Here is a 22525-nt window from a genome sequence, read left to right as displayed (position 1 = left end):
GCTTTATGCGCGTATGCAGAACAAGGGATCATCCGGGCCGCAGGGCTTCGTCGTGCAACCGCGTCGTCTTCCCAAGACGACAGCGTCCGTCCGCGTGCAGGATTTTGGCGAGATCATCGTCAAACCGACGACCGAGAATATCGAGGTCCAGGCCGGGCGTTGCACCGACTGCGGCGTGCCCTTCTGCCAGAACGCCTGCCCGCTGCAGAACAACATCCCCGACTGGCTCGGCCTGTCGGCGGAAGACGAGATGCGCGAGGCCTGGCGCATCGCCTCCGCCACCTCGACCATGCCCGAGATCTGCGGCCGCATCTGTCCGCAGGACCGTCTGTGCGAGGGCTCCTGCACCCTGAACCAGTCCGGCTGGGAAGCCGTGACCATCGGCTCGGTCGAGGCCTTCATCGGCGACACCGCCTTCGACAACGGCTGGGTCGAGCCCATCCGTCCGGCGCATGAGCGCGGCCAGTCCGTCGGCATCGTCGGCGCCGGCCCGGCCGGTCTGGCCGCCGCCGACCGTCTGCGCAGCGCGGGCTACGCCGTCACCGTCTATGACCGCCACGACCGCCCCGGCGGCCTGCTGATCTACGGCATCCCCGGCTTCAAGCTGGAAAAGCGCGTGGTCCAGCGCCGCACCGACCGCTTGGTCGAGGGTGGCGTGGAGTTCGTGCAGAACTGCAACGTCGGCGTCGACGTGACGCTGGAGCAGCTGCGCGAGCGTCATGACGCCGTGCTTCTGGCCATGGGTGTCTATCAGGCGCGCGCCCTGTCGGTTCCCGGCGGCGGCCCCGGCGACACCGTCCCGGCGCTCGACTTCCTGATCCACCAGAACCGTCGTGATCTGGGCGAGACCGACAACGACACCTGGCACAATGCCAAGGGCCGCAAGGTCGTCGTCATCGGCGGCGGCGACACCGCCATGGACTGCGTCCGCACCGCCATCCGTCAGGGCGCGGAATCCGTCGTCTGCCTGTATCGCCGCGATCGCGACAACATGCCGGGCTCGGCCCGCGAGGTTCAGAACGCCGAGGAAGAAGGCGTCGTCTTCGAATGGCTGGGCGCGCCCAAGGCCCTGATGTCGCGCGACGGCGCCGTCTCGTCCGTCCGCGCCGCCCGCATGGCCCTGTCCGAGCCCGAGTTCGGCAAGCGCCGCGAGATCGTCACCGTCCCCGGCGGCGACTTCGACCTGCAGGCTGATCTGGTCATCGAGGCCCTGGGCTTCGAGCCGGAGCAGTTCGCCGCTCACCACAACGACCTGTCGCTGACCGAGTGGAACACCGTGGCCATCGCCCGCTCGGGCTTCGCCACCTCCCTGCCCGGCGTCTATGCCGCTGGCGACGCCGTCCGCGGCGCCTCGCTGGTCGTGTGGGCCGTGCGCGACGGCCAGGACGCCGCCGCTGAAATCGACCGTTATCTGCGTACCCAGACCGAGGAGCAGGCCGCATGAGCTGGCTCGCCCAATACACCGCCGACCGCCAGCGTCTGATCGACGCCAATGCCTATGAGCCCGCGTCGGAAAAAGACGCCTGCGGCGTCGGCCTCGTCGCCGCCATCGACGGCAAGCCGCGCCGTGAGGTCGTCGAGTACGCGATCAAGTCGCTGAAGAACGTCGCCCACCGCGGCGCCGTCGACCCCGACGGCCTGTCCGGCGACGGCGCCGGCCTGATGGTCGAGGCGCCCCAGGCCTTCTTCGCCGAACAGGTGCGTGTCATCGGCCAGACCCTGCGTCCGGGCCCGATCGCCATCGGCCAGATCTTCCTGCCGCGCACCGATCTGGGCGCTCAGGACCGCGCCCGCGCCATCGTCGAGACCGAAGTCCTGCGCGCCGGCTTCTACATCTACGGCTGGCGTCAGACCCCGATCGATCTGTCGGTCGTCGGCTCCAAGGCCGGGGCGACCCGGCCCGAGATCGAACAGATCATGCTGGCCACCCCCGCCCATCTGGCGGACCCGGAGGCCGGCGAGGATCTGGAGCGCGAGCTGTATCTCTGCCGCCGCCGGATCGAGAACGCGGTCGCCGCCGAGGCCGTGCCCGGCTTCTACGTCTGCTCCCTGTCGGCCCGGTCGCTGATCTACAAGGGGATGGTCCGCGCCGAGCTGCTGGACCAACTCTATCCCGACCTGCTGGATCCGACCTTCCAGTCGGCCTACGCCATCTTCCACCAGCGCTATTCGACCAACACCTTCCCCGAATGGCGGCTGGCCCAGCCGTTCCGGATGCTGGCCCATAACGGCGAGATCAACACGCTGAAGGGCAACCTGAACTGGATGCGGTCGCACGAGATCCGCATGACGGCCCAGGCCTTCGGCGACCACGACGAGGATGTGAAGCCGGTCGTTCAGGCTGGCGGTTCCGACTCGGCCGCCCTGGACAATGTGTTCGAGGTTCTGGTCCGGGCCGGACGTCCCGCGCCGATGGCCAAGGCCCTGCTGATCCCCGAGGCATGGGCCCGCGACGAAGGGCTGATGAAGGCCGACCATCGCGCGCTCTACGCCTATTGCAACGCGGTCATGGAGCCGTGGGACGGTCCCGCCGCCATCTGCGCCACCGACGGCCGCTACATCGTCTGCGGCAAGGACCGGAACGGCCTGCGTCCGCTGCGCGCAATGGTCACCCACGACGGCCTGCTGCTGGCCGGGTCGGAAGCCGGTCTGGCCGGCCTGCCCGAGGCCCGTATCGCGCGCCGCCTGCCCATCGGCCCGGGCCGGATGATCGTCGCCGACCTGAAGACCGGGACCATCCTCGACGAATCCGAGGCCATCGACGCCCTGGCCGCCGCCCACCCCTATCAGGAGTGGCTGGACAATATGATCGATCTGGAGCCGGTCATCGGCCCCGGACCCGAGCCGCGCGCCGCCACCGGCGAGGCCCTGACGCGTCGCCAGATCGCCGCCGGCTACAGCCGCGAAGACCTCGACATGCTGCTGGACCCCCTGATCCGGGACGGCAAGGAAGCGGTCGGCTCCATGGGCGACGACACCCCGCCGGCGGTGCTGTCGGACCTGCCGCGCCCGCTGGCCCACTACTTCCGCCAGAACTTCTCCCAGGTCACCAACCCGCCCATCGACCCCCTGCGTGAAGCCGGGGCCATGAGCCTGAAGACCCGGTTCAAGAACCTCGGCAACATCCTCGCCGAGGAAGAGGCCCAGACGAACGTCTTCGTCCTGAACAGCCCGATCCTGACCACCGGCATGTACGAGCGGATGCTGGGCGTCGTCGGCGCGGGCACGACCGTGACCATCGACTGTTCCTATCCGCTGCCGGCCGAGGGCGATCGTCCGGGCGCCGGGATGCGCGCCGCCATCGACCGGATCCAGACCGAGGCCGAGGCCGCGGTGAAGGCGGGTTCGGCGCTCGTCGTCCTGACCGACGAACGCGCCTCGGAAGAGCGCATCACCATCCCGATGATCCTGGCCACGGCGGCGGTTCACCTGCGCCTGACCGACAAGGGGCTGCGCAGCTTTGTCTCCATCGTGGTCCGCTCGTCGGAGGCGCTGGAGCCGCACGGCGTCGCCGTCCTGGTCGGCGTCGGGGCCACGGCCGTGAACCCCTGGCTGGCCCAGGAGATGTTCCAGGATCGTCTCGACAAGGGTCAGTATCCCGGCCTGTCGCTGCGCGACGCCTGCCTGAACTACAAGGCGGGCCTCGAGGCCGGCCTGATGAAGACCCTGGCCCGCAAGGGCATCTCGGTCATCTCCGCCTATCGCGGCGGCTGCGAGTTCGAGGTCCTGGGTCTGTCCCGCGCCCTGACCGCCGAGTTCTTCCCCGGCGCCCCGTCGCGCATCTCGGGCATCGGTCTGGCCGGTCTGGAGCAGCAGGCCTTGCGCCGCCACGCCCAGGCCTGGACCGAGGCCGTCCCCTCCCCGGCCATCGGCGGCTTCTTCCGCATCCGCGCCGGTCAGGAGAGCCACGCCCACGACGCGAAGACGATCCACCTGCTGCAGGACGCCTGCAACCGCGGCGACTACAAGCGCTTCAAGCAGTACACGGACGCCATCCGCGCCCAGCCCGACAACGCCCCGCGCGACCTGCTGGACTGGCGCGAAGGCTTGTCGCCGGTGCCGGTCTATGAGGTCGAGAGCGTCTCGGAAATCCGCAAGCGCTTCCTGACCCCCGGCATGTCGCTGGGCGCGCTGAGCCCCGAGGCCCACGGCGTCCTGAACGTCGCCATGAACCGCATCGGCGCCCGCTCGGTCTCCGGCGAAGGCGGCGAGGATCCGGAGCGCTATGCGACGCGCGCCGACGGCGACAACATGAACTCGGCGGTCAAGCAGATCGCCTCGGGCCGGTTCGGCGTCACCGCCGAATATCTGAACCAGTGCCGCGAGATCGAGATCAAGATCGCCCAGGGCGCCAAGCCCGGCGAGGGCGGCCAGCTGCCCGGCTTCAAGGTCACCGAGTTCATCGCCCGCATGCGTCACTCGACGCCGGGCGCGACCCTGATCTCGCCGCCGCCGCACCACGACATCTATTCGATCGAGGATCTGGCCCAGCTCATCTACGACCTGAAGTCGATCAATCCGGACGCCCGGGTGACGGTCAAGCTGGTCTCGGCCTCGGGCATCGGCGCCATTGCGTCCGGCGTGGCCAAGGCCAAGGCCGACGCCATCCTGATCGCCGGCCACAACGGCGGCACCGGCGCCTCGCCCCAGTCGTCGATCAAGCACGCCGGCCTGCCCTGGGAAATCGGCCTGGCCGAGACCCATCAGGTGCTCAGCCTCAACAATCTGCGCAGCCACGTCGTGGTTCGCGCCGACGGCGGCATGCGCACCGGCCGCGACATCGTCATCGCCGCCATCCTGGGCGCCGAGGAGTTCAACATCGGCACCGCGTCCCTGATCGCCATGGGCTGTCTGATGGTGCGTCAGTGCCACTCGAACACCTGCCCGGTCGGCGTCTGCTCCCAGGACCCGCGCCTGCGCGAGAAGTTCACCGGCACGGCCGACAAGGTCGTGAACCTGTTCAGTTTCATCGCCGAGGAAGTCCGCGAATACCTGGCCATGTTGGGCGCGCGGACGCTGGACGAAATCGTGGGCCGCACCGACCTGCTGCGTCAGGTGCGTCGCGGCGGGGCGCATCTCGACGACCTCGACCTCAACCCCCTGCTGGTTCGCGTCGAGGCCCCCGAGAAGAAGCTGTGGGCCGAAAAGGGCCGCGCCGAGGTTCCCTCGACGCTGGACGCCCGTGTCCTCAACGACGCCTGGGCCTTCCTCGACCGGGGCCAGACCTCGGAGCTCAGCTATCCGATCTCCAACGTCATGCGCACCATCGGCGCGGGCGTGTCCTCGGCCATCGTGCGCCGCTGGGGCCCGACCGGTCCGACCGGCGTCCTGACGCTGAAGCTGCAGGGGTCGGCCGGCCAGTCCTTCGGCGCCTTCTGCGCCAAGGGCCTGAAGCTCGAGCTGACCGGCGAGGCCAATGACTATGTCGGCAAGGGCCTGTCCGGCGCCGACATCGTGGTCAAGCCGATCGAATACCGGGAGAACCAGCCGGCGGTGGGCAACACCACCCTGTACGGCGCGACCTCGGGCCGGCTGTTCGTCGCCGGTTCGGCGGGCGAGCGGTTCGCGGTGCGCAACTCCGGCGCCGAAGCCGTGGTCGAGGGTCTGGGCGCTCACGGCTGCGAATATATGACCGGCGGCCGCGTCGTGGTCCTGGGCCCTGTGGGCTGGAACCTGGCGGCCGGCATGTCCGGCGGCGAGCTGTTCGTGCTGCAGGACCGGGCCCAGATCGACCTGGCCCTGAACGGCGACCTGGCCTCGGTCGCGGCCCTGACCCCGGCCGCCGCCGACCGTCTGGAAGCCCTGATCCGCGCCCACGCCAAGGCCACGGGTTCGCCCCTGGCCAAGCGCCTGATCGCGAACTGGGCCGAGAGCGTCACCCGCTTCGTGCGCATCGTTCCGATCCCGGTCGCCGAGGCGGAGGCCAAGCTTGACCATCCGGAGGCCGTGCCCGCATGATCCGGGTTCCTCCCTGTTTTCTCTAGTCGATAGGCCTCCCCGCCGATGACCCTGATCCGCCGCCTCGCTTCAATTCCATTGATGGGGGCGGCGCTTCTCGCCCTCTCCGCCGCGCCCGCTTCAGCGGCGGCGCCCGCGCTTCTGGGGCATCAGGCGGTGCTCGACCTGAACTCCGGAGCCAGCGCCTGGCTGCTGACGTCGACGGCCCTCGTCCTGATGATGACCCTGCCGGGTCTGGCCCTGTTCTACGGCGGCATGGTCCGCAAGAAGAACATCATCTCGGTCATCGCCCAGTCGACGGCGGCCTTCGCCCTCGTCTCGGTGCTCTGGTTCATCGCCGGCTACAGCCTCGCCTTCGGCAAGGGCCCTGACGCGGTCAACGGCTATATCGGCGGGCTACAGGCGGCCTTCCTGAACGGCGTCACCTCGACCACGGCCCACAGCCTCCTGCCCGGCATCCCGGAACTGCTGTTTGTCAGCTTCCAGATGACCTTCGCCATCATCACCCCGGCCCTGATCGCCGGCGCCTTCGCCGAGCGGATGAAGTTCTCGGCCTCCCTGCTGTTCTTCGGCCTGTGGCACCTGATCGTCTATGCGCCGATCTGCCATCAGGTCTGGGGCGGCGGCTATCTGGGCTCGCTCGGCGTGCTCGACTTCGCCGGCGGCGCGGTCGTCCACGTCAACGCCGGGATCGCCGGTCTGGTCTGCTGTCTGGTGCTGGGGCCGCGTCACGGCTTCGGGCGCGACAACATGGCCCCGGCCAATCTCGCCTACACCGCCATCGGCACCGGCCTGCTGCTGGTCGGCTGGCTGGGCTTCAACGCCGGTTCGGCGGGCGCCGCCGATGCGCTGGCGGGCACGGCCTGTTTCAACACCATCCTCGCCGCCGCCGCCGCCTCGCTCGGCTGGCTGGCCATCGAATGGATCGAGAAGAAGAAGCCGACCCTGCTGGGCCTGCTGTCCGGCATCGTCGCGGGTCTGGTCGCCATCACCCCGGCGGCGGGCTTCGTTGACCCCAAGGGCGCCTTCTTCATCGGCGTCATCGCGGGCCCGGCCTGCTATGCGGGCGCCGTCTGGCTCAAGCACGCCCTCAAATACGACGACAGCCTCGACGCCTGGGGCATTCACGGCATCGGCGGCATCGTCGGCGCCCTGCTGACCGGCGTCTTCGCCTCGACCGCCGTCAATCCGCTGTCCGAAGGCGCCTCGATCGTGAAACAGGCCATCGGCCTGGGCGGCGCCATCGCCTGGAGCGCGGTCGGCACCTTCATCGTCCTGATGATCTGCAAGTTCACGGTCGGCCTGCGCGTCACCAAGGAAGGCGAGGTCGAGGGCCTCGACTACTCCGAACACGGCGAAAGCATTCACAGCTAGGGCTCACCGGCCATTGACGAAGCCCCTTCCATCCGGCCCCATGCGCGCCGTCTGGAAGGGGCCTTCACATGAACTCTCGCGTCGCCATCGGCATCGCCGCACTGCTGCTCACGACCACCGCGAGCGCGGCCTTCGCGCAGGTCCCTCCAGCGCCCGCGACGACGCCCGCGCCCAACCCGGCGCTCGCAACCCTGCTCACCGACTATGAGGCCTTCCTCAAGGCCAACGACCCGATCTCGGCCGGGTTCGAGGGCGATCAGGCGGCCAAGTCGAAACTGCCCGACGTCACCCGCGCCGCCGAGATCGCCCAGCAGGCGCCGCTGGAAGGCTTCCTCGCCCGCGCCCAGGCCATCCCGACCGAGGGCCTGTCCTCCGACGACCGGCTGAACCGAGACTTCCTGATCTGGGTGCTCAGGCGCGCCATCGAATCGATCCGCTTCGACAGCGGCCGCCTGGCCTTCACCTCCGAGGGCGGGATCGGCCAGAACATGGCCTATGTCGCCTCCTCGACCCGGATCACCAATCGCGCCGACGCCGACGCCTGGATCGCCCGACTGGAAGGCCTGCCCAAGCTCTATGACGACAGTCTGGACAACGCCCGGCGCGGCCTCGCCACCGGCTTCACCCAGCCGAAGTCGGTGACCGAAAGCTACCTCGTCTCGCTGCGGAACGAGGTCGCCTTCACGCCAGAGACCGACCCGCTTCTGAAGCCCTTCGCCGCCCTGCCCACCACGATCCCGGCGGCCGATCAGGCGGCGCTGAAGGCGCGGGCGGCGGCCATCGTCGCCGACCAGATCAACCCGCGCCGCCGCCAGTGGCTGGCCTTCGTCCAGGACGACTACCTGCCCGCCGCCTCGGCCGCGGTCGGCATCGGCTCGCGCCCCGGCGGCAAGGACTACTACGCCTTCCAGGCCCGCTCCTACACGACCACCGACCTGACCCCGGAGCAGATCCACCAGATCGGCCTCGACGAAGTGGCCCGCATCCGCGCCCGCATGGATGTGGAGATGAAGGCCGCCGGCTGGACCGGGGACTTCGCCGGCTTCCTCCAGCACCTGCGCACCGACCCGCGATTCTATGCGACTTCGCGCGAGGACATGATCGAGAAGGCGTCGGAGATGGCCAAGCGCGCCGACGGCGGCCTGCCGGCCCTGTTCCGCACCCTGCCGCGCCTGACCTACAACGTCCGGCCCGTGCCGCTGGACATCGAGGACACCTACACCACCGGCCGCTACAACGGCGGCTCGCTCGCCGAGGGCGTGCCCGGCGGCTATATCGTCAACACCGGCAAGCTGGACCAGCGCCCGCTCTATGAGCTGCCGGCGCTGACCCTGCATGAGGCGGTGCCCGGCCACCACATCCAGATCGCCCTGCAGCAGGAAGCCGCGCAAGGTCCCTACTTCCGCAGGAACGTCGACGTCACTGCCTTCACCGAGGGGTGGGGACTGTATTCGGAGTTCCTCGGCGAGGAGATGGGCTTCTACCGCACGCCGGAAGAGCGCTTCGGCCGCCTGTCCTACGAGATGTGGCGCGCCTGCCGCCTGGTCGCCGACACCGGCATGCACTGGATGGGCTGGACCATCGAACAGGCGCGTCAGTGCTTCACCGACAACTCCGCCCTGTCGCCGCACAATATCGAGACGGAGTTGCAGCGCTACATCGGCTGGCCGGGTCAGGCCCTGGCCTACAAGATCGGCGAGATCCGCCTGCGCGCCATCCGCACCCGGGCCGAGACCGCGCTGGGGTCGAAGTTCAATGTGCGGGACTTCCACGACGCCCTGCTGGTCGACGGCCCGCTGCCGCTCGACCTGCTGGACCAGCGCATGGACGCCTGGATCGCGGCCCAGAAGGCGAAATAGGGCCTAGCGCTTCTTCGGCAGGTCGATCGCGGCCAGTTTCCAGCCGAAGACATTGCGGCGGTCCATCAGCAGATCGACATACTGGTCCGGCTCGTCCTCGCGCGTCAGCCGGATCGCGAAGGTGTTGAGACCGCGATAGCTGTAGCTCTGGTGGACCTTGCTGGAGGGTTCGTCCGGCACATGGGCGCGATTGCGGGCCACGCTCTTCGCGCTGGGGACCTCGCCGGAACGGACCATGGCGGCGACCGCCTGGGGCGTGACGAAGGCGTCGACGGCGCCGCTGATCAGGGTCGGCGCCAGGATCATGCCCAGACCACTCAGCCCGCCCGCCCGGTCGCCGAGGTCGGAGCGCATCTGCTCCACCAGCTTGGCGTTCAGCTCTTCCTTCATACTGGTGCGGAAGGCCGGGAAGTCGACCAGCTGCTCCAGCTTCGCCTCATCGCCCGCCTTGGCCGCCGAGATCAGGCCGCGCACGGCCAGCAGCGGCGAGGCGAAATAGGCCGCGAAGAAGAGGGCGAGAACGCCGCCGAGGACGATGAGCTGGGTCTTGCGGTTCATTGGCACTCCTCGAACCGCAACGCGGCGCAGGCTTGACGGTTTCGAGGGGTAGTCAAGGCGCGACGGATCCTTCCGGAGGGAGGCCGATATGCACCAGTTTCCATTCGAATGGCCCTCGCCGTTCGAAGGTGAAGATCGTCGGGGCGTGGGCGTCGTCGGCGATGCTCAGGCGAGCCCGGTTGACGCTCCAGTAGACCGGTTTCGGCCAGCCCTGCGCCGTCTGACCGGCGGGGTTATCGGCCACCGTCAGGGCGTCGCGGCCGGCGCCCGAGGTCAGGGCGATCAAGGGCTGCGGCGCCAGCCAGGCATCGACCGGCGGGGCGCTCGGGACGACCTGGGGCACGGCCTGTTCGAACTGGCGACGGATGGCGCCGAGCGGGTCCTGTAGGATCGAGGGCGGCGGCGTCAGGGGCTCGGTGCGCCCCGTGACCTGCGGCCTCAGCGAGGCGCGCACGGCGTCATAGTCGATCAGCTTCGACAGCCCCTGCACGTCCCCGGCCTGGGCGGCGGCGCGGATGCCGAAGAAGGCGACGGCGGGGGCGATGAAGAAGCCGACGGCGGCGACCACTACGGCGATGACGATCAGGTTCAGAATCAGCCGCTTGAACGAGGGATCGCGGCGCGACGCGGCCTTGCGGGCCTGGGAGCGCGCCCAGACCGGCTGATAGTCGGCGTCCTTCGACGTTTCGTCGCTCACGGCCTGTCCCTCACACGTCCCCCGACGGCTTCGCCGTTAACGCTATGCGCTCAAGACAACGCCCGCAACGGCCAAGCCGTTGCGGGCGAAGGTTTAGTCACGAAATGCGCTCAAGCAGCGGGCGACCGCGTCGCCCGCGTTAGCGCACTTAACCGACGTTCGGCAGTTCGGCGCGCAGGTTCTCGGCGACCTTGTCGAGGAAGCCCTCGGTGGTCAGCCAGCCCTGTTGGTCGCCGACCAGCAGCGCCAGGTCCTTGGTCATGAAGCCGGCTTCGACGGTGTCGACGACGACCTTTTCCAGGGTCGAGGCGAACTGCTCCAGCTCGGCGTTGCCGTCCAGCTTGGCGCGGTGCTTGAAGCCCTGGGTCCAGGCGAAGATCGAGGCGATCGAGTTGGTCGAGGTGGCCTCGCCCTTCTGGTGCTGGCGGTAGTGGCGGGTGACGGTGCCGTGGGCGGCTTCCGTTTCCAGCACCTTGCCGTCCGGCGTCATCAGGACCGAGGTCATCAGGCCCAGCGAGCCGAAGCCCTGCGCCACGACGTCCGACTGCACGTCGCCGTCGTAGTTCTTGCACGCCCAGACGAAGCCGCCCGACCACTTGATCGCGGCCGCGACCATGTCGTCGATCAGACGGTGTTCGTAGGTCAGGCCGGCGGCCTTGAACTTGTCGGCGTATTCGGCGTCGAACACTTCCTGGAAGATGTCCTTGAAGCGGCCGTCATAGGCTTTCAGGATCGTGTTCTTGGTCGACAGATAGACCGGGTAGTTGCGCTTCAGGCCATAGCCGAACGAGGCGTGGGCGAAATCGCGGATCGAGTCGTCGAGGTTGTACATGCCCATGGCGACGCCGGCGCCCGGCGACTTGAAGACCTCATGCTCGATCACTTCGCCGTCGTCGCCGACGAACTTGATCGACAGGGTGCCCTTGCCCGGCATCAGGAAGTCGGTGGCCTTGTACTGGTCGCCGAAAGCGTGACGGCCGACAACGATCGGCTGGGTCCAGCCCGGAACCAGACGCGGCACGTTCGAGCAGATGATCGGCTCGCGGAAGACGACGCCGCCCAGGATGTTGCGGATGGTGCCGTTCGGCGACTTCCACATCTTCTTCAGGCCGAATTCCTTCACCCGGGCTTCATCGGGGGTGATGGTGGCGCACTTCACGCCGACGCCGTGCTTCTGGATGGCGTGGGCGGCGTCGATCGTCACCTGGTCGTCGGTGGCGTCGCGGTGCTCCATGCCCAGGTCGTAGTAGTCGAGCTCGACGTCAACGAACGGGAAGACCAGCTTGTCCTTGATCCACTGCCAGATGATGCGGGTCATTTCGTCGCCGTCGATATCGACGATGGGGTTTGCGACCTTGATCTTGGCCATGCGGAGCGCCTCTGACGTTTGGGAAGGAGAACAGGTTGGCGGCGGTATAGCCACCTGAAGCCCCGCACGCAAAGGGGGGCCTGCCACCGGTTAACCCTGCCCTCAAAAAGTCGCCCACGGCAGAGCTGAACCGGCGCGGTTCGGACGGCTTACCTCTGCCGGAAGGGCGTCATGACTCATCGAGGGGCAGAGTGAGCCAGGAAGCCGAAAGACTGACCGAACAATGGATACTGACATTTCTGGAGGCGCCGCCGCTGGTGGACGTGGAACTGATGCGAATGGTGCTCGCTGAACATGAGGCCCGCGCCGAGGAGGACCCGCCGTGACCGAAAAGACCTTCAAAGCCGGCGAAACGGTCAAATGGGACCACAGCCAGGGCACGACCACCGGCAAGGTGGTCCGCAAACTGACGAGGCCGACGAAGATCAAGGATCACAAGGTCGCAGCGTCGCCCGACCATCCGGAGTATCTGGTCGAGAGCGGCAAGACCGGCGCCCGGGCCGCTCACAGGCCGTCCGAACTACGCAAGGGCTGAGCGGCCATGTCGTCATTGGGGGAAATCGGATGCGGATGATCTGGATGGGCGTCGCCGCCCTGGCTCTGGCGGCCTGCGGAAGCGAGAAGTCGGCGGCGAAGACCGAAGGAGGGTCGGGGGCACAGGCGGCGCCGGCCGCGACCGCCGCGATGAAGTCCGAAAGCAGAACCTTCCGCGATTGGTACGCCGTCTGCGATAACGGCAATTTCTGTGCGGCCTATACCGGCGGATCGACCGGCTGGATCCTGATCCAGATGGATGCGGGTCCTGCGGCACGGGCGACGGTCCGGGTCGGGATGTGGCCCGACGATGGAGGAGAACTGAAGTCTCCGATCACGGTAGTCGTCGACGGAAAGCGCTATGCGACCTCGTTTGGCGACGGGGACGGCTCCAGCACCAGACTGTCGGGAGGTGACGCCCATACCGTCATCGCGGCGTTGGCGGCAGGGCACGCGGCCAGCCTGTCCTATGAAGACCAGACCGTCGATCTGCCCGTCGCGGGCGTCTCCGCCTCCCTGCTCTGGTTCGACGAGCGGCAAGGACGGCTGGACACGACCACCGCCCTGATCCGCAAGGGAACGAGACCGGCCTCGACCGTGCCTGCCGCACCCGAGGTCCCCCACATCGTCGCCGCGCCGGCCATCAGCCAGACGGGCTTCAGCGCATCCCTCGACCCGATGAACGCCGCCGACGCCGACAACAACGCCAAACCCTCCGCAGCCCTCGAAGCCGTCCCCGCCGTCAAGCAATGCCGCGAGGGGACGTCGTTCAACGAATATCTGCAGAAGGCGGTCACCGCTTCGCGGCTCAACGCCACGACCGAACTGTGGGGCATCCCGTGCGACAGCGGCGCCTATAACGTCAGCTATGCCTATTATCTGACCGGCCCCGGCGGGACGAACCCGCGTGTGGTCAACTTCCCGGGCATCGACGGCCCCACCAAGCCGACCGGCGAGGACGGCGACAACGGCTGGCTGGTCAATCCGGCCTATGACCCCGCGACCCGCACCCTGAGCGCCTTCGCCAAGGGGCGTGGGCTGGGCGACTGCGGCGTGGCCCAGTCCTGGACCTGGACCGGCCAGGCCTTCGTGCTGAACCGCGAACAGGTGATGAGCGACTGCTGGGGCATGGTCTCCGACTTCTGGCCGACCACCTTCCGCAGTCGCTAGCCGTCAAGCCTGTTTCGACTTCACCCAGTCGGCGACCACCGTCTGGAGCACCGCGATCGGCACCCCGCCGACGCCCAGCGCCGTGTCGTGGAAGCCCTTGATGTCGAACCTGTCGCCGAGCGTCGTCTTGGCGTCCTCTCGCAGGCGCACCCACTCCGTATGGCCGATCTTGTAGCTGCAGGCCTGACCCGGCCAGACGCAGTAGCGTTCGACCTCGGAGGCGATGGAGCTTTCCTCGTCGCCGCCGGTGTCGACCATGTAGCGGATGGCCTGTTCGCGGCTCCACTTCTTGTGGTGCAGGCCGGTGTCGGCGACCAGCCGCGAGGCCCGGAACAGCAGCGACTGCAGATAGCCCAGCTCGCCGAACGGGTCGTTGGCATAGACGCCCATCTCGTCGGCCAGCTGTTCGGAATACAGCGCCCAGCCCTCGCCGTGGGCCGAGAAGAACAGGGCCTTGGAGATCAGCGGCAGGGCGGTGTTCTCGACCGCCAGCGTCCCCTGCAGATGGTGACCCGGAATGGCCTCGTGATAGGTCAGGGTCGGCAGGGTGTATTTCGGCCATTCGGCCGTGTCGCGCAGGTTGATGTAGTAGGCGCCGGGGCGCGAGCCATCCAGCGACGGCGACACCGCATAGCCGCCGGGCGCCCCCGCCTCGATGGCCACGGGCACGCGCCGCACCTCGACATCCGCCTTGGGCAGGCGCCCGAAATACTCCGGCAGCCGGGCCTTCATGGCGACGATCTGGGCGTTCAGATCGGTCAGGACCTGGGCCTTGCCGGCGTCGGTGTTCGGATAGAGGTGCTTCGGATCCTTGCCGAGCGCGGCCATGCGCTGGCCGACGGTCCCTTCCGTCAGCCCCTGGGCCTTCAGGATGGCGTCCATCCGCGAGAGGATGTCCTTGGACTGGTCCAGCCCCATCTGGTGGATGGCGTCCGGCGTCAGGTCGGTGGTGGTCATCAGCTTCAGGGCGGCGGCGTAATAGGCCGGGCCGTCCGGCAGACCCCAGATGCCGGCGTCGGACTTCGCCTTGGGCAGCAGTTCGTTCATCAGGGCGATCTGGCGGTCGAGCGCGGGATAGACCTGCTGCTCCACCAGGGCGGCGGCGCGGGCGTCCCAGTCGCCGGCCAGCCCCTTCTCCTTCGCCCGGCGCGACAGGCTGGTGGTCAGGCCGGCCTCGGCGGGCGCGGCCGCCCGCAGCGCCGTCATCTGGATCAGGGCCTTCTTGATGATGAAGTCGGGCGGGATCACGCCCTTGGCGGCGTCGGCGCGGCTGGAGGCCGTTTCCTGATCCATGGTCGTCGCCATGGCCGACAGGCGAGACAGATAGGCCTCGGCGTCGGCCGTCGTCTCGATCGAATGCTGGGTGTCGAGGAAGTCCGGCGCGAACTGGTAGGTCCCCGTCAGCTGGCTGATCGTATAGGGCTGGATCGGATAGGCCGAGGCGTCGACGAAGCCGAAGTCGCCGTAGCCGAAGCCCTTGGCGGTATCGAGGGTCTCGGCCTGGAACTTGACCACGCCGAAGCTGGCGGCGCTCTGGCCGGTCAGCTTCGAAGCGTCGACGGCCTTGATCTTGGCCACCCACTCGCTGTTGCGGGCGATGGCGGCCGCGCGGCCCTCGGCCCCCTTGGGTGAGAATTGGCCCTTGAGCGCGGCGCGGTTTCCGGTGTCCAGGCCCAGGTTGGTGGCAAGCGCCGGATTGACGTCCACCGAGGTCTCGCCGATCTCCGCGACCAGGGCGTCGGCGGCCGAGGACGGCGCCGCCCCTTCCGAAGCGCAGGCGCCCAGCGATCCGACCGCGGGCGCGAAGGCCCCGGCGGCGACGGCGGTCTGGAGCAGGCGGCGGCGATCGATCATGGGGCATCTCCGTTCAGGGAGGCGCATTGGCCCCCAAGCCGAAGCCCGCCGCAAGACGGCGCCGCCGATTTTCCGGTTCGCTCAACGCGCCGGAACAGCCCCGGCAGGGCGCGATCGTTTGGCCTTCGCCGCAGCGCGATCCTGTCGCGCATGGGTGACCAGGTCGGCGGCGACCGTGACCCATCCCCATACAGGCTCCTTATGCGTGCGGTACATCTCTTCCATAACAGCCTCCTGCGCTGCGGTTTATCGATGCTGACAAGTTGAGCTTGACGGCCCGGCTGCACAAACCGGATTATGCGTATCCACTACAAGGCGGGCTTATGTCTGATCCTCTTTCCGGAATTCCTCTCGCCTCCATCCGCGTGTTCGAGGCCGCCGCACGTCTGAAGAGCTTCACCCGCGCCGCCGAGGAGCTGGGCATGACCCAGGCCGCCGTCAGCTGGCAGATCAAGGCGCTGGAAAGCCGGCTGGGCATGAGCCTGTTCCGCCGCCTGCCGCGCGAGGTGGCCCCGACCGAGCCGGGCGAGCGGCTGGCGCGTGCCGCGACCGAGGCCATGCTGCTGCTACGCCGCGCCCTGAACGACCTGACTGACGCCGATCAGGGGGTGCTGTCGATCACCACCCTCGCCACCCTCGCCAGCCAGTGGCTGGCCCAGCGTCTGGGCGAATTCCAGATCGCCAATCCGGGTCTGGCGGTGCGGGTCGACACCTCCTCGGCCCTGATGGATCTGACGCGCGAGAACGTCGACATCGCCATCCGTTCGGGCACGGGTTCCTGGCCTGGACTGGAGGCGGCGCTGTTGATGCCGAGCGTCTTCACTCCGCTCTGCACCCCCGCCCTGTGCGAGAAGCTGAACCTGCGGACCCCCGCCGACCTGATCGCCGCCCCGCGCATCGGCGAAGAGAAGGAATGGGGCGCCTGGTTCGCCGAGGCCGGGGTCGAGGGCGTGGCCCACCCGGCGGTGCGGCTGCGCGCTGACTTCCAGGCGCTGGAGGTCAATGCGGCGCTGGGCGGTCAGGGCGTGGCCCTGGCCTCACCGATCCTCTATTCGCGCGAGATCGCCGCCGGCATGCTGATCCAGCCCTTCCCCCAGCTGGTCGAGCTGAGCCCCGGCTACTGGATCTGCTGGCCCGCCGACCGCCGGCGCTCGCCCAAGATCGTGCGTTTCCGCGAATGGCTGCTGAAGGCGGCGACGGACGATCCGTCGATCACCGCCGCCCTCGCTGCCGTGAGGTCTGCTTAAGCCTTCTTCGCAGCGACCCATTCGCCGACGACGGTCTTGAGCACGTCCAGCGGCATGCCGCCCGACGACAGGGCCACGTCGTGGAAGCCCTTGAGGTCGAATTTCGAGCCCAGCTGCGCCTTGGCGTCCTCGCGCAGGCGCACCCACTCCGTATGGCCGACCTTGTAGCTGGAGGCCTGCCCAGGCCAGACACAGTAGCGCTCGACCTCGGTGGTGACGCTCGATTCCTGATCACCCAGGGTATCGACCATGTAGCGGATGGATTGTTCACGGCTCCACTTCTTGTGATGCAGGCCGGAATCGACGACCAGACGCACGGCGCGGAACAACTGGGACTGCAGGAAGCCGAGACGGCCCCAGGCGTCGTTGTCGTAGACACCCATCTCGTCGGCCAGCTGCTCGGTATAGAGGGCCCAGCCCTCCGAATAGGCCGAGAAGCCGATCAGCTTGCGGATGGTCGGGATGCCTTGCGCCTCGGTCGAGATCGAGATCTGCAGATGGTGACCCGGAATCGCCTCGTGATAGGTCAGGGTCGGCAGGGTCCATTTGGGCCATTCCGCCGTGTCGCGCAGGTTGATGTAATAGGCGCCCGGGCGCGACCCATCCAGCGACGGCCCCTGATAGTAGCCGCCCGGGGCGCCTGCCTCGATCGCCGGCGGCACGCGACGGATCTCGACCGAGGCCTTGGGCAGGATGCCGAAATAGTCGGGCAGCCGCGCCTGCATGGCCCGCACCTGGGCGTTCAGCTCGTCGAGCAGGGTCTGTTTGCCAGCGTCGGTGTTCGGATAGATGAAGCGCGGATCCTTGGCCATTTCGCCCAGACGCACACCGACCGTACCCTCGGTCATGCCCTCGGCCTTGAGGATGGCGTCGGCGCGGGCGCTGATCTCGGCGACCTGGGTCAGACCCAGCTGGTGGACCTCGTCCCCGGTCAGGGTCGTGGTGGTGTAGCTGCGAATGCCGAAGTCGTAGTAGCCCTCGGCGCCCGGCAGGCGCCAGCAACCGGCGTCATGGGACGCGCCGGCCTTCGCGCTCTCGAACAGGGCGATCTGGGCCTTGAGGGCCGGATAGATCTTGTCGGCGACGATCGGGGTCGCTCGCCCGGCCCAGTCACCCGCGATGGACTTGTCAGCCGTGCGGCGGACCAGCGAACCGACCAGACCGCTTTCGGCCGGCGCCGCCGCGATCGAGGCGTTCATCTGGGTCAGGGTGCGCTCGATGACGAAGTCGGGCGGGACGATCCCCTTGCCGAAGTCGATCGTGACCAGACCGGTCTCGAGGGCCAGCAGGGTCGCGAACTGCTCCAGACGCGCCAGATAGGCCTCGGCGTCCGCCTCGGTCTCGATCGAGTGCATGGTGTCGAGGAAGTCGGGAATGTCGCGATAGGCGCCGCCCAGCTGGCTGATCAGATAGGGGTTGGCCGAGCCCTGATTGCCGAAGCGGTAGCGGTCATAACCGATCAGGCTGGTCTCGGAATCATAAAGGACGGTGGCCAGGTTGACCGCGTCCATCCCGGTCAGCTTCCCGGCGTCGATGACTTTCAGCTGGGCCACATATTTGCGGCGCATCGCCTCACTGGCGGCCAGGTATTCGGCGGTCGGCAGGTCGAGCTTGGACTTGGCGGCGGCGTTGTCGCCCTTGTCGAGACCGAGATAGGTGGCGGTCGTCGGGGAGGTGGCGACCACCTCCTTGAACATGGCGTCGAAGATGGCGTTCAGCTTGGCGGCCTCGGCCGGATCCGAGGTCACGGCGCGCGCCATCACGGGAACGGACAACCCGGTCAGGGCGGCGCCGGCGACGGCGGATACCAGCAGGCGGCGACGGTCGATCATCGGGAACTCCGGAAAAAAGGTGCGCCAATGAACGGCGAGGCCTGAACAACCGCAAGTGAATTCGGGGAAAGGCCGCACCGGAGAATTCCGGTCAGGCGAACTGCGCTTCCAGCACGGACAGCGGCACCGCGCCGTTCAGCAGAACCTTGTCGTGGAAGGTCTTGATGTCGAAGCCGCCCCGCGCTTCCACCTTGCGGCGGATGCCCTCGATGACGGTCTGTCCCAGCTTGTAGGAGCAGGCCTGGCCCGGCCAGACGACATAGCGATCGACCTCGGACTGGGCGGCGTTGGCGGGGGTGGCGGCCTCGGCGATCATATAGTCGATGGCGCGCTGACGGCTCCAGCGCTTGTCATGCAGGCCGGTGTCGACCACCAGCCGGACCGCACGGAACAGATAGGCCTGAAGATATCCGATCCGGCCCAGCGGATTGCCCGCGTACATGTTCAGGTCGTCGGCGGCGACCCGTTCGGAATACAGGGCCCAGCCCTCCGAATAGGCCGAGAAGCCGCCTGTGCGGCGATAGAGCGGCAGCGACCCTGCCTCGCGCGCGACCGAGATCTGGAAGTGATGGCCCGGCACGGCTTCGTGATAGGTCAGGGTCGGCAGCGACCACTTGGGGCGGTTCGCGGTGTCACGCAGGTTGATGTAGTAGGCGCCCGGCCGCGAGCCATCCAGAGACGCCGCCTGATAATAGCCCCCGGGCGCCCCGATCTCGATCGACGGCGGAACGCGGCGGATTTCGACCGGCGCCTTGGGCAAGGTCGAGAAGACTTCCGGCAGGCGCGGCGTGACGGCCGCGACCATCTCGTTCAGGGCCGCGATCAGCGCGACCTTGCCCTCCTCGGTGTTCGGGAACAGATGCCGGGGGTCCTTGCCCAAGGCATTCACCCGCTCGCCGACCGTGCCTTCCGTCATGCCGAGGCTCTCGAGAATGACGGCGATCTCGGCCTGAATCGAGGCGACCTGCTTCAGGCCGATCTCATGGATTTCCGCCCCGGTGTAGGTCGTGGTGGTCGAGCGCCGGAGACCGAGGTTGTAGAGGGCTTCGCCGTTCGGGAAGCGCCAGACCCCGACATCCTCCGACGCCGACGGGCGCTGGCTTTCGAACAGTTCGATCTGGCGACCGAGGGCCGGCTTGACCTGCTCGTCGACGATCACGGCGGCCCGATTGAACCAGTCGCCGACGATGTCCTTTTCGCCGGTCTTGCGGGTCAGGGCCTGGATCATGGCCATGTCGGCGGCGGGCATGTCGCGCAGCGCCCTGAGCTGGGTCAGGGTCTTGTCCATGATGACGGCGGGCAGCATGACGCCATGGCTCGCATCGGCGCGGATGCGGTCGTTCTCGTGATCGACATTGACCGCGAAGGCCTGCAGCCGCGACAGGAAGGCCTCCGCGTCGGCCGTGGTTTCCAGCCGGTGCTGGTTGGCCATGAAATCGGGGACCTGGAAATAGCTGCCGGTGTTCTGGGCCACGACATAGGGGGAGCCGAGGACCGGCAGGGACGCCTCAATGGCGGCGGTCTCGGCCTGGAACCGGGCCACCGCGAGCGAGACCTTCGAGGCTTCGGACAGGCCGTCGGTCGGCCAGTCCTTGAGCCGGGCCCAGCGCGCCACGGCGCGATCATTGTCGGCCCGGGCGGCCTCCAGGCTCAGGTCGCCGAGTTCGCCGGCGAGGTGGGCGCGGTCGCCCTTGTCCAGGCCCAGGCTGGTGGCCTGGGTCGGGCGGCGTTCGAGGTCGTCGTAGAACCATTCGCTCAGCAGGGCGTCGAGCCGCGCATCGGCCTCGGAAAGCGCCGTCTGCGCCCATGCACCGACAGGCAGGGAGGCGGCGAGGCCGACGCCGGCGGCGGACAGCATCAGGCGGCGGCGATCGATCATCCGGAGACTCCTTGAAGACCTTTCCATTGGTCAGCAAGTCGGCCGACGCGGCAAGCGCGGAAGCGTCGCAGCGCCTCGTTCACCCGCCTCAGCCCGCGTGGAGCTCCTGCTTCACGCGCTCGGCCAGGGTCTTGATGTCCAGCGGCTTGGGCAGGAAGGACACGCCCTTCTCGTCCTGCAACAGGTCCGAGAAGTCGCTCTCGGCATAGCCGGAGATGAACATCACCGGGGCGTCGCCCAGATAGGGCCGCGCCTTCTTGAGCAGGCTGGGGCCGTCGAGACCGGGCATGATGACGTCGGAGATCATCATGTCGATCTGCCCCGCCCACTCCTCGGCCAGACCCAGGGCCTCCTCGCCGTCGGCGGCCTCGATCACCTCATAGCCGCGCTGACGCAGCAGGCGAGCGGCGATGCCGCGCACGGCGGCCTCATCCTCGACGAACAGGATGCGGCCGGCGCCCGACAGGTCGCGCGGCGCCGCCTTGACCTTGACCACGACCGGAGCGGCCTCGACCAGTTCCTCGGGCGTGGCGGCGGGCAGGAAGATGCGGAAGGCGGCTCCGGCGCCCTCAAGGTTCGCAACGCCGATATGGCCGCCGGCCTGCTGGACGATGCCGTAGACGGTGGCCAGTCCCATGCCCGTGCCCTCATTGACCGCCTTGGTCGTGAAGAAGGGCTCGAAGATCTTGTCCAGCAGTTCGGGCGGCACGCCGGGACCGGTGTCCGACACCTCGATCAGGGCGATCTCGCCGCCCGCCTGTTCGTTGGCCGGGGCGTCGCGCCAGCCCAGCAGACGCGCCTCCTCGACCGTCAGCCGCTGGGTGCGGATGGTGACCACCCCGGCGCCCGGGGCGACCACGCCGCGCATGGCGTCGCGGGCGTTGACGGCCAGGTTCATGACCGCCGTCTCCAGCTGGGACTTGTCGGCCAGGACCACCGGCAGGTCGCGGCCATAGTCGGTCTCCAGCCGCACGTCCTCACGCAGCAGACGACGCAGCAGGACGGTGAACTCCGACACCAGCTCGCCCAGATCCAGCCGCTCGCGCCGCACCGTGGACTTCCTCGAGAAGGCCAGCAGCTTGCGCACCAGATCGGCGGCGCGGATCGCCGTCTGGCGGATCTCGTTCAGGCCTTCATAGGACGGATCGCCGACGGGGTGGCGCTCGAGCAGGCCGCTCAGCTGCAGCTGGATGGCCGTCAGCAGGTTGTTGAAGTCGTGGGCCACGCCCCCGGCCAGCTGGCCGACGGCCTGCATCTTCTGGGCCTGCGACAGCTGCAGCTCCATCGACTTCTGGGCCGAGACGTCGAACAGCCAGATGCGGCGTTTGTCACCCTCAGGCGCGACATAGAGGTGCAGCATCTTGTCGGGGAAGGCGCGGGCGACCAGTTCGATCGGGCCGGTCGAGCCGTCGGCCAGCCGCTTGCGGGCCTCGCCCACGCCGCCGGGTTCGAACAGATGGCCGAACGCGGCGTCGCCGGCGGCATTGGGGCCGGTCAGGACCGACAGGGCCGGATTGGGCTCCTCGGCGCGGCCGGCGAAGATGTCCTCGCCCGCGATCACGGCCGAGCCGAACGGGGCGCCGGCGGCCATGGCCCGGCCCTCGCCCTTGGCGGCGACATAGGGGCGCGGCGTGGAGGCGGCATGGGAGGTCAGGGCGGCCTCGGGCGCCTCGCGCACCAGGAAACGGCCTTCACCGGCCAGGCCGATCAGGACCTCGATCTCGCGCTCGCCCAGACGGACGATGGCGCGGCCCTGCTCGCCTTTCCGGGCCTGGGCGAAGGCCATATAGAGGGCCTGGGCCGACTTGCCCTTCGGCAGGGCCACGGTCGCGCCGTTATGCGAGGCCCAGGCGCCGTTATAGGCCAGCACCTGCCCCCCGGCCCAGACCAGGGCGGCGGGCTCAGCCATGGCGTCCAGCATCTCGACCGCCACGTCTCCGGCGGGACGTTTGGCGTCCACGCGACCGAAGGCGAACAGGCCGATCAGGGCCACGGCCGCGACCGTCAGCAACAGGATCATGCTCGGCGTCGTCGTCGGTCCGGCGCGGAAGGCCGGCCAGGCCAGGGCGGCGACCGCCACGGCGAAGCCGACAGCCATCGCGACCATCAGCAGGTCGAGACCCCGGCGTCCTTTTCGGACCTTCGGCAAATCGGAAATGACTGCGGTCATGCGACCCCGCAACGAATCAGAGCC

The 22525-nt window shown here is 68.4% G+C and carries 15 protein-coding genes; 8 read left to right on the top strand and 7 right to left on the bottom strand.

What is annotated here, in order from left to right; all coding sequences use genetic code 11:
* Positions 1-13 precede the first annotated feature (13 nt).
* From ACW172_RS12235 to ACW172_RS12220, 4 genes are all read left to right on the top strand, one after another.
* On the top strand, positions 14-1444 hold the full coding sequence (locus ACW172_RS12235) for an NAD(P)-dependent oxidoreductase (RefSeq protein ID WP_492031716.1): 1431 nt from the start codon (positions 14-16) through the stop codon (positions 1442-1444).
* Positions 1441-5958: a glutamate synthase large subunit gene (gene gltB / locus ACW172_RS12230; protein ID WP_492031715.1), complete on the top strand. Its 4518-nt coding sequence runs from the start codon at positions 1441-1443 to the stop codon at positions 5956-5958. The genes ACW172_RS12235 and gltB overlap by 4 nt, the downstream gene beginning before the upstream one ends.
* An 81-nt stretch (positions 5959-6039) precedes the next feature.
* Entirely contained in the window at positions 6040-7332 is a 1293-nt protein-coding gene (locus ACW172_RS12225; RefSeq protein ID WP_492034976.1) for an ammonium transporter, read from the top strand.
* A 68-nt stretch (positions 7333-7400) separates the two neighbouring features.
* Entirely contained in the window at positions 7401-9191 is a 1791-nt protein-coding gene (locus tag ACW172_RS12220) for a DUF885 domain-containing protein (protein ID WP_492031714.1), read from the top strand.
* Positions 9192-9194: 3 nt separating this feature from the next.
* Here ACW172_RS12220 and ACW172_RS12215 read toward each other — a convergent pair whose 3' ends face one another.
* The 3 genes from ACW172_RS12215 to ACW172_RS12205 form a co-directional block, all read right to left on the bottom strand.
* Entirely contained in the window at positions 9195-9749 is a 555-nt protein-coding gene (locus ACW172_RS12215; RefSeq protein ID WP_492031713.1) for a DUF2939 domain-containing protein, read from the bottom strand.
* A 52-nt stretch (positions 9750-9801) separates the two neighbouring features.
* The gene (locus ACW172_RS12210) at positions 9802-10446 is read right to left on the bottom strand and encodes a DUF2939 domain-containing protein (RefSeq protein WP_492031712.1); all 645 of its coding nucleotides are present in this window, start codon (positions 10444-10446) and stop codon (positions 9802-9804) included.
* Positions 10447-10594: 148 nt separating this feature from the next.
* The gene (locus ACW172_RS12205) at positions 10595-11815 is read right to left on the bottom strand and encodes an NADP-dependent isocitrate dehydrogenase (protein ID WP_492031711.1); all 1221 of its coding nucleotides are present in this window, start codon (positions 11813-11815) and stop codon (positions 10595-10597) included.
* Positions 11816-12006: 191 nt separating this feature from the next.
* On the opposite strand from ACW172_RS12205, the gene ACW172_RS12200 reads away from it, so the two are divergent.
* From ACW172_RS12200 to ACW172_RS12190, 3 genes are read left to right on the top strand one after another with little or no spacing between them, the layout of a single operon-like run.
* Positions 12007-12141 (top strand): hypothetical protein, encoded by a 135-nt coding sequence (locus ACW172_RS12200; RefSeq protein ID WP_263972982.1) that lies wholly within the window; start codon positions 12007-12009, stop codon positions 12139-12141.
* Positions 12138-12350 carry a hypervirulence associated TUDOR domain-containing protein gene (locus ACW172_RS12195; protein ID WP_492031710.1) on the top strand — a complete coding sequence of 71 codons (213 nt, stop codon included), beginning with the start codon at positions 12138-12140 and terminating at the stop codon, positions 12348-12350. The genes ACW172_RS12200 and ACW172_RS12195 overlap by 4 nt, the downstream gene beginning before the upstream one ends.
* Before the next feature lie 29 nt (positions 12351-12379).
* The gene (locus ACW172_RS12190) at positions 12380-13519 is read left to right on the top strand and encodes a DUF1176 domain-containing protein (protein WP_492031709.1); all 1140 of its coding nucleotides are present in this window, start codon (positions 12380-12382) and stop codon (positions 13517-13519) included.
* 3 nt (positions 13520-13522) lie between these two features.
* Here the strand turns inward: ACW172_RS12190 and ACW172_RS12185 are convergent, their stop codons facing one another.
* Complete coding sequence (locus ACW172_RS12185; RefSeq protein WP_492031708.1) at positions 13523-15373, bottom strand: DUF885 domain-containing protein; 1851 nt, start codon at positions 15371-15373, stop codon at positions 13523-13525.
* A gap of 323 nt (positions 15374-15696) precedes the next feature.
* Between ACW172_RS12185 and ACW172_RS12180 the strand changes: the two genes are divergently transcribed.
* On the top strand, positions 15697-16620 hold the full coding sequence (locus tag ACW172_RS12180; RefSeq protein ID WP_492031707.1) for a LysR substrate-binding domain-containing protein: 924 nt from the start codon (positions 15697-15699) through the stop codon (positions 16618-16620).
* On the opposite strand, the gene ACW172_RS12175 is transcribed toward ACW172_RS12180, so the two are convergent.
* The 3 genes from ACW172_RS12175 to cckA all read right to left on the bottom strand — a co-directional run bounded on the left by ACW172_RS12175 (position 16617) and on the right by cckA (position 22501).
* Positions 16617-18452, bottom strand: a complete 1836-nt coding sequence (locus ACW172_RS12175; protein ID WP_492031706.1) for a DUF885 domain-containing protein — start codon at positions 18450-18452, stop codon at positions 16617-16619. The two genes, ACW172_RS12180 and ACW172_RS12175, sit on opposite strands and share 4 nt — an antisense overlap.
* Before the next feature lie 91 nt (positions 18453-18543).
* Positions 18544-20331 (bottom strand): DUF885 domain-containing protein, encoded by a 1788-nt coding sequence (locus ACW172_RS12170; RefSeq protein ID WP_492031705.1) that lies wholly within the window; start codon positions 20329-20331, stop codon positions 18544-18546.
* An 88-nt stretch (positions 20332-20419) separates the two neighbouring features.
* Positions 20420-22501 (bottom strand): cell cycle histidine kinase CckA, encoded by a 2082-nt coding sequence (gene cckA / locus ACW172_RS12165; protein ID WP_492031704.1) that lies wholly within the window; start codon positions 22499-22501, stop codon positions 20420-20422.
* Positions 22502-22525 lie beyond the last annotated feature (24 nt).

The organism is Brevundimonas sp. ALps5 (assembly GCF_058681645.1).
The sequence above is the reverse complement of the archived record's forward strand: the minus strand, read 5'-3'. Positions and strand labels throughout refer to the sequence as shown.